This is a genomic window from Uliginosibacterium gangwonense DSM 18521 (assembly GCF_000373965.1).
Taxonomy (GTDB): Bacteria; Pseudomonadota; Gammaproteobacteria; order Burkholderiales; family Rhodocyclaceae; genus Uliginosibacterium; species Uliginosibacterium gangwonense.
In genome coordinates this window covers 152,354-170,424 of the sequence record NZ_KB892836.1, presented here as the reverse complement: position 1 = coordinate 170,424, position 18,071 = coordinate 152,354, and the positions used below count along the sequence as shown (strand labels likewise).

Genomic DNA, 18,071 nt, shown 5'->3' with positions numbered 1-18,071 from the left:
GGTGAGTGGTGCGAATCTCACCACACTATCTGGCAAGGAGGGGGTCAAGAACCATCGGCCGCCGGGGTATTGCGCAGGATTTCTTCAGCGGTCGTCAGGCCCGCTGCAACCTTCATGGCGCCTGCGATGCGTAGCGGGCGCATGCCTTCACGGCAGGCGGCTTCGCGCAGAGCGGCCAGATCCACTGTATCGGTGACCAAGGTGCGCAGCGTGGGGGTCAGCGGCATGATTTCGTAGATGCCGGTTCGGCCATGAAAGCCTGTCATCCGGCATTCGAGGCAACCCGTGGGGTTGGCGACGCGGGCAGGCGGGTTGGACTTCCAGGGGCGAACCATGTCATGCCAGAGTTGTTCGTCGGGCTCTGTCATGGTACGGCAGTGCGGGCAGATTGTACGGGCGAGCCGTTGCGCCAGTACCCCCAGCACGGTGGCGCGGATCAGGTAGGCGGGCACGCCCAGGTCCAGCAGACGGGCGACGGCGGAGGGGGCATCGTTGGTGTGCAGGGTAGTGAGCACCAGGTGCCCGGTCAGAGCGGCCTGCACGGCCATTTCGGCGGTTTCCAGATCGCGGATTTCACCAATCATGATGATGTCCGGGTCTTGCCGCATCAGGGTGCGCACACCGCTGGCAAAATCCAGGTCCAGGTTATGCTGTACCTGCATCTGGTTCAGGTTCGGGTAGACCATTTCGATCGGGTCTTCCACCGTACAGACGTTGACTTCGGGTGTAGCCAGCTCGCGCAGCGTGGAATACAGCGTGGTGGTTTTGCCTGAACCGGTCGGGCCCGTGACCAGGATAATGCCATGCGGTTGGTGAATCAGCGATTGCCAGCGTTGTTGCTCCTCGTCCGAGAAGCCAAGTTCCAGATAATTCTTGAGCAGAACGTCGGGGTTGAAGATCCGCAGCACCAGTTTTTCGCCAAATGCTGTTGGCATGGATGAGAGGCGTAGTTCGATTTCTTCGCCTTTTGGCGTTTTTGTTTTGATCCGCCCGTCCTGTGGGCGGCGTTTCTCCACCACATCCATGCGAGCAAGGTGTTTGATGCGGTTGATGATGGCGCCCATTACCTGAACGGGGGCCTGGTAGACCATCTGCATCACCCCGTCGATGCGGAAACGCACCAGGCATACATCGCGCCGAGGCTCGATGTGAATATCGCTGGCGCGCTGCTCAAAGGCATATTGCAACAACCAGTCTACGATATGGACAATGGATTGGTCGTTGGCATCCAGCGAGCTGGAGTTGCCAAGCTGGACGAGCTGCTCAAAATTGGTGATGCTGTTGGGCAGGTTCTGATGCTGGTCAAGTGCATGTCGCACCGAGCGGGCGAGGCTGTAGAACTCGGCCAGGAAGCGCAAGATGTCCGCCGGATTAGCGACCACCCGGGTAATCTTGCGGCGCGTGACCTGTTCGAGCACGCTGATCCATTCGCGCTGGAAGGGTTCCGCAGTGGCTATGACAACTTCATCAGCATTGACGGCTACGGGTAGAATGTGAAAGCGCGTGGCATAAGCGTGAGAAACCACTGTGCATACGGCGGATACATCAATCTTGAGCGGGTCGATGTGGTAGTAGGGCAGGCGGACGGCCCCCGCGAGCCATTCCGTGAGCGTTTCCACGTTCAGGGTTTTGTCTGGCGTGCGGGCATCTGGCAGATTGCGTTCGCCAATGAGGATCAGCGGGTGGGTATCCTGCCACTTGCGTGAGCGTGTGGCGAGCATGTCGGCCACATCCCGGTTGGTCAGCAGGCCATCTGCGGCGAGCATGCGCAGAATCTCGCGGGCATCCAGTTTTTTGTCGCCCTGGGGGTGGCCGCTGGCTTGTGATTTTTCCTTGACGGGGGCGTTCATGCCGAAACCTCCAGCGTTTCACCGGTGACAAAGAAGTTGCCACCTGCAACATAGTGTAGGGTATGCCATTCTTCACTGCTGAAATTCCAGTGCCCATCGGCAAAAGCCCGGCTATCAGCCGCAGCCGCCACAACTTCGGCAAGGAATAGATCGTGCTGGGCGGCTATGTCCGGGTTGGGGATGACACGGCACTCAAGCCAGCCTGCGCAGCCGCCGATACGCGGTGCCTTGACGATTTCCGCAGGCAGGGCTTCTAACCCGTAGTGGGCAAATTTGTCTGTATCCCGCCCCGAGCTTGAGCCGACCTGCAAGGTGGCTTGGGCGAGGCGGCGACAGGGAATGTTGAGCACAAATTCGCCTGAGGCGTCGATCAATTCGCGAGTATAGGTGTTTTTGTCGATGACCACGCTGATCTTGGGCGGGTCGAAATCCAGCGGCATCGACCATGCTGCCGCCATGACGTTGCGCGCCGGGCCATGTGCGCTACTGACCAATACAACAGGGCCGTGGTTGAGAAGACGATAGGCTTTTTTCAATTCAACAGGCAGGATCATGGCTTAACACGCAAATATCAGAATTACCCACATTATTACGCGGCAACCCCGTGTTCGTCTTTGCATTACGCCTTTTTACCAGTAGATATTTTGTGTTAAGACCCCGGCTCAGAAAGGCGTTGCGCTGCGAAATAGCATGTGTCGCCCGTCGGCTGGGTGCGTGATGTCCAATTGTTCAGCATGCAGCATCAGCCGACTGGAGGCATCGCGCACTTCAGGCGGAGCATAGAGGTCGTCCCCCAGGATCGGGTGGCCGAGTTGCTGCATGTGCACACGGAGTTGGTGCGAGCGCCCTGTTACCGGCTCCAGCTCCACACAGCTTGTGTGGGTGTGTGGGTCTCTTGCCAGCACGCGGTAACGGGTCAGCGAGGGTTTGCCCAGTTCAAAATCCACCTTCTGGCGGGGGCGGTTGGGCCAGTCGCAGATCAGGGGGAGGGCGACCTCGCCGGATTCGGCTTCCAAAATACCTGCCACCCGTGCCACATAGCGTTTGTGGACTTTGCGTTGTTCGAATGCCATCGACAGCGCCCGATGCATGACCGCACCCCGGGCCAGGATCAGCAGGCCGGAGGTTGCCATATCCAGCCGGTGCACGATCAAGGCATCGGGGAATTCCGCCTGTACGCGGCTGGCCATGCAATCGGCCTTGTCTTCGCCCCGGCCCGGCACGGAAAGCAGCCCGGCAGGTTTGTCGACCACCACCAGGTAGTCGTCGGCATGGATGGGCTCAAGGGCCTGCCGGGGTGGCGGCGTGTAGGGGCTGGATATCATTGATCTTGCTTCAGGTGTTAAAGGGGAGTTCGGCTTGTACGGCAGCCGTGGCGTCGTCAGTCTGGCTATCGAGTTGCAGGGCAGAGACGCGCACACCCAAGAGGCGCAAGCGTCGCTCCAGCGGAACGCGTTTGAGGCATTCCCCGGCAGCACGGCGGATGATGGCCGCGTCACGGGTGGGAGAGGGCAGACTGAGGTCACGGGTGACGGTGCTGAAATCGTCGTAGCGTAGTTTGATGCCAATCGTTTTGCCTGTGCACGCCTTGCGTGCCAGATCTTCGCTGACCCGCTGGCACAGGTGGGTGAAGATTTCGCTCAGGCGGGCGCGGTCGTGCCGGGGATGGAGGTCATGCTCAAAGGTGGTTTCGCGGCTGATCGATTTGGGGTCGGAGTGCGTGACCACCTCGCGCTCATCTTGTCCGTGTGCGGCCTGATGCAACCAGGTGCCGTAATGCAGACCGAAATGTTCCACCAGCCATTGCGGTGCTGCTGCCGCGAGTTGCCCGATGGTCTCTATCCCCAGTGCCTTGAGCTTGATTTCAGCCTTGGGGCCGATGCCATTGACCTTGCGCACCGCCAGGGGCCAGATGCGGGTGGGCATATCTTCCAGGCCAACGACGGTCAGTCCGTCAGGTTTTTCCAGGTCTGAGCAGATTTTGGCGAGCAGCTTGTTGGGACAGATGCCCATTGAGCAGGAAAGGCCCGTGGTTGCACGAACGGATTGTTTGATGCACTGGGCCAGTTCGCGCGTTTCGCCTGGGATGTCGGTGAGGTCGATATAGATTTCATCAATGCCTCTGTCTTCAATCAGTGGGGCGATTTCGGTGACTGCGGCCTTGAAGAGACGGGACAGGCGCCGGTATTCCTCAAAATCTGCGGGTAGCAGCAGGGCGTCTGGCGCGAGCTGGGCGGACTTCATGATGCCCATGCCAGAGAACACGCCTAGCGCTCGTGCTTCATACGTGGAAGTCGTGACCACGCCGCGCCCCACATAGTCGCGCAGGCAGGCGCATTGCAGGCTGCCGTCGGCCATGAGCGTGGGGGCAGGCACGCTGCGCCCGCCTACCACGACCGGCTGACCGCGTAGCGTCGGGTAACGGAGCAACTCCACGGAGGCGAAGAACGCATCCATGTCGAGGTGGGCGATACGGCGTGGAACGGACATGAGAAGACGGGATCTGATACGTGCCCGGCGCAAGGCAGGGCATAGGGGCTGCAAGGTAAAGGCTTCTACTTTACGGGTATTTCGCCGCTTGTCCAGATGCTGACAAAAGAAGCCTGCCCGATAGGGCGAACAATTTGCATATAAGTGGAGACAATGTGAGAAAGGGAAGTCGCTATGCTGATCGAGTGGTTATTGAGCATAGTGAAGAGGGCTTGATCAATCTCAGATCGATGCGTTTTGACAATGCGACGAGCGCACGTGATTTCTCTACAGTACCGAATGGCAACACACTTGAAGTGCTGCCTCTAACAACATGGAGAAGACAAAAATGGTCCGCTATGTGTATCCGTTTGAAGAAGGTGACGGCAAGAATAAGATGCTGCTTGGCGGCAAGGGTGCCAACCTTGCCGAGATGACGCAAATCGGTCTGAATGTTCCTCCCGGTTTCACGATTACCACCGAGGCCTGCCTAGCCTACCTGGAAAATGATCGCCTCCCGCCTGGCCTGATGGATGAAGTGCTCACCAGCATCCGTGATCTGGAGCAGAAAACCGGCAAAGGTTTTGGCTCCTCCACCAATCCGCTGTTGGTGTCGGTGCGCTCGGGTTCTGCCATGTCGATGCCCGGCATGATGGATACGATTTTGAACCTGGGCCTGAACCCCACCACCTTGAAGGGGCTGATCGAAAACACGCGGAATCCGCGCTTCGGTTTTGACGCATGGCGACGCTTCATCCAGCTCTTTGGCAAGATTGCCCAAGGCATTCCTGATGAAGAATTCGATCACGCCATGGAAAGCATCAAGCGCAAGACCGGTGCCCAGCAGGACGTGGATCTTGGCGCCGAAGATCTGGAAGCGCTGGCCAATGAATTCCTCAAGATCATTGAACACCATACCGGCCAGCCTTTCCCGCTGGACCCGTATGCCCAGTTGGAATATGCCATTTGTGCAGTCTTCAGATCCTGGATGGGCAAGCGCGCCATTGATTATCGCCGCCAGTTCAAGATCACCAAAGATATGGCCAACGGTACGGCCGTCAACGTCTGTACCATGGTATTCGGCAACATGGGTAATGACTCGGGCACTGGCGTAGGCTTTACCCGCAATCCCGGCAATGGTGAAAACGCCATCTATGGCGAATATCTCGTCAATGCACAGGGCGAGGACGTGGTGGCCGGTATCCGCACGCCGAAGCCCTTGGCACTCATGCAGATCGATATGCCGGACATTTACCGGCAATTGATGGAATTGCGCGAACGCCTCGAACGTCACTACAAGGAAGTACAGGATTTTGAATTCACCATTGAGCACGGCAAGCTCTACTGCCTGCAAACCCGCAACGGCAAGATGAATGCCCGTGCCATGGTGGTGACTTCGGTTGAAATGCTCCGCGAAGGGCTGGTTACCAAAGAGCAGGCGCTGTTGCGCGTCAATCCTTCCCTGCTGGAACAATTGATGGTGCCCACACTTGCACCCAACTCCAAGGTTGAAGCGCTGTGTGTCGGCTTGCCAGCCTCTCCAGGGGCGGCTTCCGGCAAGGTGGTGTTCGATGCCGATACCGCTGAATTGCTTGGCAAGGCAGGCGAGAAGGTGATTCTGGTACGTGAAGAAACCAAGCCGGAAGATATTCACGGCTTTTTCATGGCGCAGGGGATTCTGACTTCGCGTGGCGGCAAGACCTCTCACGCTGCTGTGGTGGCGCGTGGTATGGGCAAGCCCTGCGTGTCGGGCTGTGATGCCATCCAGATTGATGTGCATGCCAAACGCGCCAAGGTTGGTGTGATGAGTTTTGGTGAAGGGGATGTAATCACCATTGATGGGACGACCGGCAAGGTGTATGCGGGCCGGATTCCTACCGTGGATGCCGAATTCTTCGACGAACTGGACACGCTGCTCAAGTGGGCTGATGAAGTGGCAACCCTCAAGGTGCATGCTAACGCCGACACCCCGCGGGACGCAGAACGCGCCCGCCGGTTTGGCGCAGTAGGGGTGGGGCTGTGCCGTACCGAACGCATGTTCAATGATACGGATCGCCTGCCCATCGTGCAGGAGATGATTCTGGCTGAAACGCCGGAAGCCCGTCAGGCCGCGCTGGATCGTCTGTTGCCCTTCCAGCGTGGGGATTTCATCGGCATCTACAAGGCCATGGAAGGGCTGCCGGTGACAGTACGCCTGCTTGACCCGCCGATTCACGAATTCCTGCCTACCGCCTCACAACTGGAATTCGAGATCGACCACTTGCGTAACCTCAAGCGGGCCGTGCGCAGCATGGGTGAGTTGCCGGAAACCCTCAAAATGCTTGATCCCGCCTTGCACACCCAATATGTCGACAGTCTTGACCACTTGGGCGCCAATCTGGCGGAATATCAGCAGAACAAGCGTTTCGATCTGTTGATTGAAAAGCGCGAAGTCATGCTCCGCAAAGTGCGCGCACTCTCCGAAGTTAACCCGATGCTGGGTCACCGTGGTGTGCGTCTGGGGCTCACGAATCCGGAAATCTATACCATGCAGTTGAAGGCATTGGTGGAGGCCGGGGCGCAGTGCGTGAAGGAAGGTATCAAGGTCAAGGCCGAAGTGATGGTGCCGCAGGTGTGCACGACCGAGGAACTCAAGCGCGTCAAGGACATTTTGGACAAGGAGCTGGATGCCGCTGAGAAGAAATTCGGTGTGCGCCCGATCATTTCCTTCGGCAGCATGATCGAAGTTGTGCGCGCGGTATTGCGTGCGGCGGACATCGCCAAGATTGCAGAGTTCTTCTCCTTTGGCACGAACGATCTGACACAGGCTGCGTTCTCCTTCTCCCGCGAAGATGCCGAGAACAAGTTTCTGCCCTTCTATCAGGAACAAGGCATCCTCAAAGAAAACCCCTTTGAAGTGCTGGATGTGAAGGGCGTTGGCCGCCTGATGGAGATGGCTGTGAAGTGGGGCCGCGAAACCCGGCCAGACCTCAAGGTCGGTATCTGCGGCGAGCAAGGCGGTCAACCTGATTCGGTGCGTTTCTGTCACCACATCGGGCTGACCTACGTTTCCTGCTCCGCGCCGCGTGTGCCGATTGCCCGCTTGGCGGCCGCACAGGCTAAGCTGCGCGAAAATGAGTACGACCCGCAAGTACTGCTCTAGGTCAGGGGGTTGATACAACAGAAAAGGGGCTTTGCGCCCCTTTTCTTGTTTGCGTGGTAGTCTCCCGTTGGTGATTTTAGATATGTAGCGGCGGCACCTTATGCAAATCCAGATTCTCAGCGACCTGCATCGCGAGTTTTTCGGCCAGGATGTTGAACCCTGCCTTGCGGATGTCGTTGTGCTGGCCGGAGATATCGATATCGGCAATCGTGGCGTGCTCTGGGCGCAGGAGACATTCATCGGCACACCGGTCATCTACGTGTGCGGCAATCATGAGTACTATGGCAAGGCTTATCCCAAGCTTTTGGCAACGCTCAAGGATCTGGCAAAGGGATCGAACGTTTTCGTTCTGGAAAACGATAGCGTTGTGCTCGATGGGGTACGTTTTTTAGGCTGCACGCTCTGGACGGATTTCTCTTTGTTGGGCGATCCACGCATAGCGGGTGCGGAAGCCAACAACAAGATGAGCGATTATATGAAAATCCGCGTCAGCCCGGATTATCGCAGGATGCGCTCAATCGATACCGCGATGATCCACCGGACATCGCGGGAGTGGCTTGAGCAGGAACTCGCTGTGGCAACAGAGAAGACCGTGGTTGTGACCCATCATGCCCCCAGCGCCACATCTTTGTTCGAGGGGTTCCAGAAAGAACTCCTGAGTGCGGCGTATGCCTCGAATCTGGATGGAGTGGTACAGAACAGCCAAGCCCGCCTGTGGGTGCACGGGCATATTCATTCTTCATTTGATTACATGTTGGGTGATACGCGCGTAATATCCAACCCGCGTGGCTACCCCGATGAGCGCAATGAAGATTTTCAGGCCGACTTGGTGGTGGAAATTTAGCTTGTATTACATTGAAGCGGTGCTCTTGGCTTCAAGCTGGCGGGCTTTTTCTTCCAGGAATTGAATGGTCTTCTGCAGAATCCGGGTGCGGGATTGCACGATATCTTCTATTTTTTCCTGCTCCTCTTTCAGCGCATGATTGCGTTGGAGTGCAATATCGCATAGTCGTTGCATGGCCGTGAGGACGACATTGATGCTGCTGGCTTGATTGCCGGGTTCTTCCTGATCGTATGCGTGAGCGGGAGAGCTGCCATTGCGGATGCTGTGGACCTGTTTGACCATGATCTGGTCCGTACCCATGATGTGATGGACAAGCCAGCCGATCAGGAATTGGAGAACGATTTCAACGTCCAGACTCGTTCTAAAATCAGCACGCATGATCGTAAGCTGCCGCACAAATTCCCGATGTGCCTGAGTGTGTGTCGTGACATGGCGAGGGTCACATCCAACGTCAGACATGAAGACTTCCTCGTGCCTGAAGTGATTGCCCGCGTAATCCACCAACGCATCAAAAATCGGTTCCAGCCGCTCCATCGAGGCGTTTTCGTCGCGCATGCGGAACAGCCTGTTGATGAGGTTGACCAAGCCGTGATGTTCTTTGTCGATGACCGCCTCACCCGTGAGATAGCGTTCATCCCATTCAAAGACATCCATGTGTTGGCCTCCCGATGGCGTTTTTCACGGATTCATTGGATCAGAACAAGGGTCATCGGGCAAGCAAGAAACCCTTTAGGCCGTATTTCATGGCCGACATCACGCCCCCTATAGCTTGCAAGCACGTTTCAGAATGCCTGAACCGGGTGTGCACGGATATGCACACCCGTGATGGATCAATCAAACAGTTGCAGCTTCTTTGGCGGCATCGGCCATGAAGTTTGCGTAAGACATGAATGCCCATTGTTGGGCCGGGGAGCCGTTGAAGGTATACAGCCAAACCACCCCACCTGGATTACGGCTTTGGACATCAATTGCCAGTTTCGTCCCCTTGAGCATGATGAAGCCAGGTTTGCTCGCAAAGTCCCACGTGGCGACATTGTCGACCGTCAGAATCAGAGCGTTTCCGCTGCTGGGAGAACCCGCGTAGCCCAGATACAGTTGGCCGCTCGCGTAGTTCAGGCGAATGATGCCGGCGTCCTTGTCGACTTCCCATTTTGCGTAGTCGGAGCTGATCTGTTTAAGATGTACGTTGGAGCCTGAGCACGGGTCGTCCGCAGCAATGCCGAGGGAGTGATTTTCTTGCCAACGGATTACACCAGATTTTTCAGCCATTTTTTCCTCCTGCACGATTTATGCTGATTTTTACTGATTACATAGAAGTTTGGCTTCGGTATTCTTGATTCCCCAAGCCAATACATGCAGTCGCACAGCAATTTGGTAATCACTGGTGTGCTGCCACCTAGTATTAGCATTGGAGAAATAAACTTACCATGGCAATTCGGGCAGGATGTTGTGAGGCTTATGTGGCTGGATTTTTGATGGTGAAAAGCAATGCGCTTTCATAAACAGTATTTTGATTTTTTACGCCAATTTATTGGATAAATAGCTTGGTTTGGCTAATGGTCTATTTCGAATGGTGTATGACTTTATGATTTGCAAATTCTTAAACCATTTTTGAAAAAGTATCTGGAAAGCCATATTTGGCGAAGAAGTGCTTTGGCTGCGCTTTTGGCGGGTGGGGCCTTGTTGTGTCAGGCACGGTTTGTTGTGTGTGCTCGTCTAGCGAATCAAAATGTTTTATGCGTAGTAGAAATAATATTTCAACCCACAAAAAATACGTTGATTCTAATAGGGGTATTCTCTAGCAGGGCATGAATGTGAAGCCTAATCCAGTGTGCGGCGGAAGCGTACCAGCCCGATACACATCACAACCAGCATGAACAGCAGCAGTGGCCAAAGTTCTGACCAGCTTTCCGTGAGACCATTACCCTTGAGCATGACTCCGCGTGAGATGCGCATGAAATGCGTGTTGGGCAGGATTTCTCCTATGTATTGCGCCCAGCGTGGCATGCCCCGGAAGGGAAACATGAAGCCGGAGAGCAGGATGGAAGGTAGGAAGAAGAAAAATGACATTTGCAATGCCTGCATCTGATTGCGCGCTACACTCGATATGGTGATACCCACCACCAGATTAGCGGCAATGAAGATAATGACTACGGCAACTAGCAGCCACAGGCTGCCTATGAAGGGAACGGCGAAGAGCCATCGGGCGGCGGAGAGTACCAATATCATGGAAACCAGCCCCACGATGATGTAAGGCAGAATCTTGCCGATCATCACTTCCAGAGGGCGCACCGGGGTGGCAAGCAGATTTTCCATGGTGCCGCGTTCGACTTCGCGGGTCAGCCCCAGCGCGGTGGACATGATCATGGTCATGGTTAGAATGACTCCGATCAGGCCTGGTACGACATTGTATTGCGAGAGGGCATCCGGGTTGTAGCGTCGATGAATGATGATTTCATAGGGCATGCTGGTGGTGGCTGCATAGGCAAGCGGGCCTTTGAGGTCGTGGCTGAGCAGGCTGGTGGTCATCTGTTGCAGGGCAGAGATGGCATTTCCGGTGGCAGAGGGGTCGGTCGCATCCGCCTCGATCAGCAGCTGTGCCTTCTCGCCACGTAACACATGGCGCGTGAAGTCCGCCGGAATGATAATGGAAAATTGCACCTCGCCACGCGCCAGCATTCCTTCTGCATCACGCTCGCCAATTGAGGTGGATTGAATGTCGAAGTAGCCCGAATGCTGCATGGCCTGCACGATGGAGCGTGAAAAGGTGCTTTGTTCATGCGAAACGACTACGGTAGGCAGGTGCTTGGGGTCGCTGTTGATGGCATAACCAAATAGCGTGAGTTGCAGCAGCGGGATGCCGATCATCATCGCAAAGGTGATACGGTCGCGGCGAATCTGGATGAATTCTTTTTTGACGACGGCGAGCAGGCGAGCGAAGCTGAAGATCGTCATTTTTTTGCCTCCAGCCCATAATTGTCCTGGGCCTTGCCCATCAGGTGGATGAATAAATCTTCCAACTGTGGAGTGCCCAGGGTCCAGTGTTGTTGTGGATTGTCTCGATAGGGGGCTGTGGCTGCGTCCAGCGCGGCAAGGTCTTCACCGCTCACATGCAGGGTGTTGCCAAAGCGCGTCACCATATCAATGCCATGCAGATCGGTGAGGCTGTCGGCCAGATCGGAGATGTCTTCACCAGATATGCTCCAGGTATGAAAACCGCTATTGGCTACAAGCTCCTTTGGCGTACCGCTGGCCATCAGCCGCCCATAGGCGATATAGCCCAGGCGGTGGCAGCGTTCAGCCTCATCCATGTAGTGGGTGGACACCAGTACGGTAATGCCTTCTGCAGCAAGTTTGTGGATCTCTTCCCAGAAATCGCGTCGCGCCTTGGGATCAACGCCCGCCGTGGGTTCGTCCAGCAGGAGGAGCTTTGGCTCATGCAGCATGCATGCAGCCAGTGCCATGCGCTGCTTCCACCCGCCGGAGAGTCCGCCCGCGAGTTGTTTCTGCCGTCCTTGCAGGCCCAGGCGTTCCAGGGCGTGATCGACGCGTTCGCGGCGTCGGTCCATCTCGTATACACTGGCAATGAAGTCCAGATTCTCGCGGATCGAGAGGTCTTCATAGAGGCCGAAACGCTGTGTCATATAGCCCACTTCGCGTTTGATCTTGGCAGCTTCGTGCATGATGTCATAGCCCAGGGTGTGGCCTTCTCCACTATCAGGTGTGAGCAGGCCGCACATCATGCGGATGCTGGTGGTTTTGCCTGAGCCGTTCGGGCCGAGAAAACCGAAGACTTCGCCACGACGTAGCTGCATGCTCAGCCCATCGACTACGGTTTTGTGGCCGTAGCGTTTGGTGATGTGGCGGACGTCAACGGCCAGATCCACCTCATCATTCATGGTGTGGCTCCTGTCAAAATGTCGACAGGCAGGCCGGGGCTGAGTCTGCCAGGATTGTCAGGCAAGGCTTCAACCATGAACACCATGCGGGCGCGGTTTTCCTGGCTGTAAATGACAGGCGGGTTGAATTCCGCGCTTTTGGCAATGTAGCTGATCCGCGCACCAAAGGGCTCGCCACAGCCATCGCAATGAGCACGGATGCGTGTGCCGATTGCATACTTTGGCAGTGCGTCCTGTGGTACGAAGAAGCGGAGCTTCAGCGCCCCTGGCATCAGCATGCTGACTATCGGTGAGCCTGCTGGCACCCATTCCCCTTCGCGATAGAGCGTGTCATCAATGCGGCCGGAGGCGGGCGCAGAAACCGCTTTCTGATCGCGGCGAATTTCGTTTTGCGTGAGCACGGCGCGGGCGGTGGCGATGTCCGCCTCGGCTGCGGTGCGGGTATCCTGGCGGGCGGCCAAGCGTGCGACTTGCAGATTGGCGCGGATCTCTGCAAGCTTGGCCGCATCTGCCCGTTGGCGGGCTTCCAGGCTATCGAGCGATGCGCCGCTGATGAAGCCGCTGGTAGCCAGAGCACGCTGCCGTTTCAAATCGGATTCACTCAGGGCCAGTTGTGCTTCGGCCTGTTTTTCTTGCGCGGCCAGCACGGCAATTTCTTCGCGGCGCTTACCTTTGGCGAGGTCCGCTGCGGTAGCATCCTGATGTTTGAGGCGGGCATTGGCTTCGGCAATGGCGGCATTTTCCTGATCCTGGTCGAGTATGAAAAGTGGCGTGCCTACTGCTACGTCCATGCCTTTGGCAACCTTGAGCGCTACCAGTCGTCCTGCAGTAGGGGAAGCCAGGCGTGTGTATTCTGCCTCCACATAACCGGGCAGGCCGGGTGGGGGGGATTTGCTACAAGCCGTAAGCATTGCGGCTGTGAGTGCTATGAGCAGGATGCGTTCAATCCACATCATCAGCCTCCCATTGTTGACGTAGCGCCTGCAGCCCGCCCCAGGTGAAAGTGGCGATATGTTTGGTGGTGTTGGCGATCATGGCTTCATCCTGAAAAAACTCCGGGGCCACGCGGCTGATCACAGGCCGTCCGGTGGCGTAGATGATGCATTGGCCCATCAGCGAGAACAGTGCCCGGCGTACCACTGTGGCAGGCACCTTTGGCCCCAGTGCATCGGCCAGGAGTACCTGTAGATACTGCACCTGTGGCAAGGTGAAATGCTCGATCATCACCTCCAGGGCATCTGTGGGGTTGCTCAACTCCCGCAGCATGAACTGTGCAATGCGGCTGGGCATGCGTGTATCCAGAAAGCGCCGCAGAATCGCCTCTACTGCAATCTGCAAGCGTACCTGGGGCGAAGCATCGGCGGGCATCGGGTCTAGCGGTGTCTGTGTCAATGCCACTTCGGCGTGGTGGCGCAGCACGGCCAAGTACAAACCTTCTTTGCTGCCGAAATGGTAATTGATGGCCGATAGCCGTTGCTCCGCGCGCCGGGCAATCTCCTGTACGCGGGCAGCCCGGAAGCCGTCTTCCAGAAAAACCTCGGTCGCCGCCTGGATCAGCCGCGCCCGTGTTTCATCACCTGTGGCATGGCGTGGGGGCGTCGAAGATTTGAACATCTATATGGAAAAATGTTTTGGAAAAGTTTTTCTAGTTTAGGTGTGCTTTGAGCCAAATACAAGGAAGATGTTGTCGAGCCGGGTTAGTATTTGCCAGGGCATGCGTACCCTGGCGCCGCCTTGGAACCTGTTCTTACGCGGCGGGCAGGCAGATCGATATTATGTCTTTGAGATGGCTTGCAAGGCTGCAGCGGTGGCATGCAGGCTGGCGGTGTCGAAGAGTGGTACGGTGGCGTCTTCGGCGCTGACAAGCAGCGCAATTTCAGTACAGCCCAGTATCACCGCCTGGGCACCCTGGGCCACCAGATCGGCGATGATGCGTCGGTATGCCAGCCGGGAGTCTTCTCGTAGCTTGCCCAGGCAGAGTTCATCGTAGATTACACGGTGGACGATCTCTCGGTCGGCTTCTTCTGGAATCAAGACCTCTATGCCATGGCGTTCGCTCAGGCGCTGGCGGTAGAACGCCTGCTCCATAGTAAAGCGTGTGCCAAGCAGGCCTACTTTATGCAGCCCCGCTTGTTTAACGGCTTCGGCGGTGGGGTCGGCGATGTGGAGCAGGGGGATGGTGACGGAGGATTCGATTACGCCAGCCACCTTGTGCATGGTGTTGGTACACAGCACGAGGAAGTCCGCACCCGCTGCCTGCAGGGCTCGTGCTGCGTCGGCAAGGCGTTGCCCGGCGCTATCCCAGTCGCCTGCATGTTGCAGGTGTTCGATCTCCTGGAAGTCCACGCTGTAGAGCACAAGCTTGGCCGAATGCAGGCCGCCCAGGTGGTCGCGCACGGTTTCGTTGATCTGCCGGTAATACGGCACAGTGGATTCCCAACTCATGCCGCCAATCAGGCCAATGGTTTTCATGTGTGATGTGCTGCTGTGATGAAGCAAATAGTCTAGCGCGCCTGGAAGCTGAAAGGCACCACTACGCTACTCGCTTGCCCGCTCTGACAATGCCATTGCAGCGCAGCCTTGCGTACGGCATTCTCGAAATAGCCGGGTGGGGTGGCTTCCAGGATGTCTACGCCGGTGACATGTCCCTCCGCATCAAGCAACAGGCGGGCGCGGACTTCACCGCGATTGATGGAATCCTCAAGCGCCAGTTTTGGGAAGGCAGGCTTGATCTGGCTGGGGCAGCGGATGGATAGAGCGTCTTGGCCACTGCGTGGTGGGGCAGACGCACCACCTCCTGCCATTCCTTTATCTGCAGCGCTAGACGGGGGATTGCCGGGTGGGGCTGCGTTGACTGCGCCCGCTGCGGCGATAGGGGAGTGTGGCTCGGTGCTGGCAGCTTGTGGTGCGGCGGGCATTTCCGGGGGCGGTGGAGCGGGGATGAGCCGAGGCGGGATGATCGGCTCGGGGGCTTTTGGCCCGGTGGCTTGGCGCTTGGCTTGTGCGGATTGTGCGGGTTGTGGACGCGCAGAGGGCGCCTCCCGAATCGTAGCGGGTGCAGGTGTCGGGCCCAGTTCGGCGTGAAGCTGGCGGGGTGAGGCGGATGGCAAGGGGCGGTATCCGGTGGCAAGCGCAGCCAGGACCAGCAGGGTTGTGCTGATGCTCAAGCCCCAGGCCAGCGGCCAGCGCAGGGCGTCCCAACGCGTTTGGGCGCTGGTCAGTGGAAAGGTCTGCGAGGAAGGTGGCTGGGTGTAACGGAGCATGGCGGGCGCTAGTGTAGCTGCTTGCCGGGCGGGTGCCAAAACGCCTGGGTCTGCATACCGTGCAGAGCAGGCTTTCACGAAAGGGGATATCATTTCTGGCTTGGCGTTGTTTCAGGTGTCTGTTCTATGAAGCTTGTTCCCGAAATCGTGGCGCGTCAGGCTGAACTTACGCGTATCCGGCATGACATTCATGCCCACCCAGAGCTGGCCTATCAGGAAAAACGTACTTCCGCCCTGGTGGCGGAGCGGCTGAAGGCCTGGGGGATTGAGGTGCATGAGGGGCTGGGCGGCACGGGCTTGGTGGGCGTGATCCGCAACGGCAACTCTCCCCGGATGATCGCGCTACGGGCGGATATGGATGCACTGCCGATTGAGGAAGCCAACAGTTTTGCGCATCGTTCCCAACACGCAGGCTGCATGCACGCCTGCGGGCATGACGGGCATACCACCATGCTGCTGGGGGCGGCAGAATACTTGGCTTCGCATCGTGATTTTGATGGCACTGTGGTGCTGGTCTTCCAACCTGCCGAGGAAGGGCAGGGTGGGGCTGCTGCGATGATTGCAGATGGCTTCTTTGAGCGCTTCCCGGTCCAGTCCATCTACGGCATGCACAACTGGCCGGGTATGCCTGCTGGGCATTTCGGGATTGCACCGGGGGCGGTGATGGCCAGCGCGGATCGTTTCGATATCCAGATCACCGGCAGGGGGGCGCATGCGGCCATGCCGCATCAAGGCACCGACACTGTGCTGGCAGGCTGCCAGCTCGTTTCCTCACTGCAGATGATTGCTGCGCGCACGGTTGACCCCTTGGATGCAGCGGTGGTTTCTGTGACCCAGTTTCATGCCGGGGATGCCTACAATGTGATGCCAGAGCGGGCCGCACTGGCCGGTACGGTGCGGGCTCTTGGCCCGCAGACCCGTGATTTTGTGTTGGCCAGCGTTCAGCGAGTGTGCGATGGCATTGCGGCGGCTTATGGGGTTGGGATCGAATTGTCATGGAAAGGCGGGTATTATCCCGCCACCATCAACACTTTGCCTGAAGCGCAGGTCTGCCGCGAGGTGGCCGAGGCTGTGGCCGGGCAGGGTAAGGTGGAGTGGGCGCCATTGCCTAGCATGGGGGCCGAGGATTTTTCCTTCTTCCTCCAGCATCGCCCAGGTTGTTATGTGTGGCTGGGTAATGGCCCGACCGAGGGCGGGTGTTTATTGCACAACCCGTCTTACGATTTTAATGATGATGCGCTGGTCGTCGGGGCCAGCTATTGGGTTCGGCTTGCCGAGGCCCTATTGAAGAAAGCATAAAAATGTCTATTTACCGTTTCGTCGCTTCGCCTGTTTTGTGGGTGGCGCTGGCCATGGGGATGGCTGGTTGTTCTACGTCTTCAACCAAGCAGGAACAGGCCCAGAATGCCGGCCTGTGTTTCCGGGATTCCTGCTGCAATCAGGCGCCCTCTTTGGCTTTTATGCCCCACCGCCTGCGTTGTGAAGCGCTGGGTGCAGAAAAGATGGCTTTGTGGGCAGAGGCGGATCGCAACCTGACAGAATCGATCCGTCTGGCACGTGCGGCCACGGGTGAGCAGGCGCGTTCAGGCGCACAGGTGCTGTGTCTGTCTCTGACGGATATTGCACGAGTTGGTGATGCACAAGGCAAGCTTGAGCGGGCGGTGAATCAGTATGACGAGGCGGTACATGTTTGTCAGGGCGCCTATGGCGACAAGAGTTCGGAGTTCGCCCGTGCACAAGTGGGCTTGGCCAATGCTCGCATTGATAGTGGCAGGCTGAATGAAGCGGATGTCGGTTTGCAGAACCTGCTGGAAATCGCCCGTCTGCATGAGGACAAGGAATTGCGTAGTGCAGCGCTGGATGCTGCCGGGCGACTGGAAGACAAGCGGGGCGATCACTCCAAGGCTCGTAGTCTGCTCAAGCAGGCATTGGAACTGCGCCAGCAGGTGTTTGGCGAGCGCAGCATAGAAGCTTCACACTCCATGGTGCACCTGGGTGACAATGCCATGCTGCTGCGCGGTTGGAGCGATGCGCGAGGCTGGTATCTGCGTGCCATCGATGTGATCGAGCAAAGTGCGGGCAAGCGTAACCGCTACTATTTCAATGCTAAGAGTGCGCTGGCCGCAGCTTATATGCATGATAAACGCTATGAGTCATTGCCCCCTGTGTATGAAGACCTGCTCAAGCTGAGCCGTGAATTGTTCGGCACCCAGAGTGAGGAATACGCAGGTACCCTGAACGATGCTGCTGCCTTGCAATATATGCAGAAGCAATATGCTCCGGCGTTTGATCGTTTCCGTCAGGTTGTGGATATCCGCCGCACGACCATGCCAGGGAGCCTGCTGCTGGGCTGGACGGATCTGAATGCCGCCAAGGCCAAGCTGGAGATTTCCTCCTGCGGCCCGGCCCGGCCCTATCTGCAAGAGGCTCAGGATATCCTCAAGCGCCAGGTCAACAGCAAGGACCCGGAGCTGGCTGATTACGTGATGGAATACCAGCGCGTTTCACAGTTGTGCCTGGTTCGTCCGGATGCCAATCAGACTGCACCGGGCAAGGGCCGGAAAAAGCGTTGAGAATCTGCCGCAGGGAATTCTCTGATCGTCC

At 57.3% G+C, this 18,071-nt stretch carries 16 protein-coding genes; 4 read left to right on the top strand and 12 right to left on the bottom strand.

All coding sequences use genetic code 11. The features are described 5' to 3' along the window. Positions 1–44: 44 nt before the first annotated feature. From tfpB to dinB, 4 genes are all read right to left on the bottom strand, one after another. Positions 45–1,850, bottom strand: a complete 1,806-nt coding sequence (tfpB, locus tag B145_RS0106330; protein ID WP_018605980.1) for a type IV pilus assembly ATPase TfpB — start codon at positions 1,848–1,850, stop codon at positions 45–47. Then, complete coding sequence (locus B145_RS0106325) at positions 1,847–2,404, bottom strand: flavin reductase family protein (RefSeq protein WP_018605978.1); 558 nt, start codon at positions 2,402–2,404, stop codon at positions 1,847–1,849. The genes tfpB and B145_RS0106325 overlap by 4 nt, the downstream gene beginning before the upstream one ends. 108 nt (positions 2,405–2,512) lie before the next feature. Further along, positions 2,513–3,175 (bottom strand): pseudouridine synthase, encoded by a 663-nt coding sequence (locus B145_RS0106320; RefSeq protein ID WP_018605976.1) that lies wholly within the window; start codon positions 3,173–3,175, stop codon positions 2,513–2,515. A 10-nt stretch (positions 3,176–3,185) separates the two neighbouring features. Beyond that, on the bottom strand, positions 3,186–4,340 hold the full coding sequence (dinB, locus tag B145_RS0106315) for a DNA polymerase IV (protein WP_018605974.1): 1,155 nt from the start codon (positions 4,338–4,340) through the stop codon (positions 3,186–3,188). A 328-nt stretch (positions 4,341–4,668) separates the two neighbouring features. Between dinB and ppdK the strand changes: the two genes are divergently transcribed. Further along, complete coding sequence (gene ppdK / locus B145_RS0106310) at positions 4,669–7,461, top strand: pyruvate, phosphate dikinase (protein WP_018605973.1); 2,793 nt, start codon at positions 4,669–4,671, stop codon at positions 7,459–7,461. A gap of 100 nt (positions 7,462–7,561) precedes the next feature. Next, on the top strand, positions 7,562–8,305 hold the full coding sequence (locus B145_RS0106305) for a metallophosphoesterase (protein WP_018605972.1): 744 nt from the start codon (positions 7,562–7,564) through the stop codon (positions 8,303–8,305). Between the two features lie 6 nt (positions 8,306–8,311). Here the strand turns inward: B145_RS0106305 and B145_RS0106300 are convergent, their stop codons facing one another. From B145_RS0106300 to B145_RS0106265, 8 genes are all read right to left on the bottom strand, one after another. Further along, positions 8,312–8,959 carry a bacteriohemerythrin gene (locus B145_RS0106300; protein WP_018605971.1) on the bottom strand — a complete coding sequence of 216 codons (648 nt, stop codon included), beginning with the start codon at positions 8,957–8,959 and terminating at the stop codon, positions 8,312–8,314. Between the two features lie 180 nt (positions 8,960–9,139). Then, a complete protein-coding gene (locus B145_RS27270; RefSeq protein ID WP_018605970.1) occupies positions 9,140–9,574 on the bottom strand; it encodes an RICIN domain-containing protein in 435 nt (144 codons plus the stop codon). A gap of 552 nt (positions 9,575–10,126) precedes the next feature. Beyond that, positions 10,127–11,260: an ABC transporter permease gene (locus tag B145_RS0106290; protein ID WP_018605969.1), complete on the bottom strand. Its 1,134-nt coding sequence runs from the start codon at positions 11,258–11,260 to the stop codon at positions 10,127–10,129. Continuing rightward, complete coding sequence (locus tag B145_RS0106285) at positions 11,257–12,204, bottom strand: ABC transporter ATP-binding protein (RefSeq protein ID WP_018605968.1); 948 nt, start codon at positions 12,202–12,204, stop codon at positions 11,257–11,259. The genes B145_RS0106290 and B145_RS0106285 overlap by 4 nt, the downstream gene beginning before the upstream one ends. After that, entirely contained in the window at positions 12,201–13,160 is a 960-nt protein-coding gene (locus tag B145_RS0106280; RefSeq protein ID WP_083917640.1) for an HlyD family secretion protein, read from the bottom strand. The genes B145_RS0106285 and B145_RS0106280 overlap by 4 nt, the downstream gene beginning before the upstream one ends. Then, positions 13,147–13,818 (bottom strand): TetR/AcrR family transcriptional regulator, encoded by a 672-nt coding sequence (locus B145_RS24600; RefSeq protein WP_018605966.1) that lies wholly within the window; start codon positions 13,816–13,818, stop codon positions 13,147–13,149. Before B145_RS24600 ends, B145_RS0106280 begins: the two co-directional genes overlap by 14 nt. Before the next feature lie 159 nt (positions 13,819–13,977). Further along, entirely contained in the window at positions 13,978–14,676 is a 699-nt protein-coding gene (locus B145_RS0106270) for an aspartate/glutamate racemase family protein (RefSeq protein WP_018605965.1), read from the bottom strand. Positions 14,677–14,708: 32 nt separating this feature from the next. After that, positions 14,709–15,467, bottom strand: a complete 759-nt coding sequence (locus B145_RS0106265; protein ID WP_018605964.1) for an energy transducer TonB — start codon at positions 15,465–15,467, stop codon at positions 14,709–14,711. Between the two features lie 126 nt (positions 15,468–15,593). Between B145_RS0106265 and B145_RS0106255 the strand changes: the two genes are divergently transcribed. Further along, positions 15,594–16,766: a M20 aminoacylase family protein gene (locus B145_RS0106255; RefSeq protein WP_018605962.1), complete on the top strand. Its 1,173-nt coding sequence runs from the start codon at positions 15,594–15,596 to the stop codon at positions 16,764–16,766. Between the two features lie 2 nt (positions 16,767–16,768). Next, the gene (locus B145_RS0106250; protein ID WP_018605960.1) at positions 16,769–18,040 is read left to right on the top strand and encodes a tetratricopeptide repeat protein; all 1,272 of its coding nucleotides are present in this window, start codon (positions 16,769–16,771) and stop codon (positions 18,038–18,040) included. Positions 18,041–18,071: the final 31 nt, after the last annotated feature.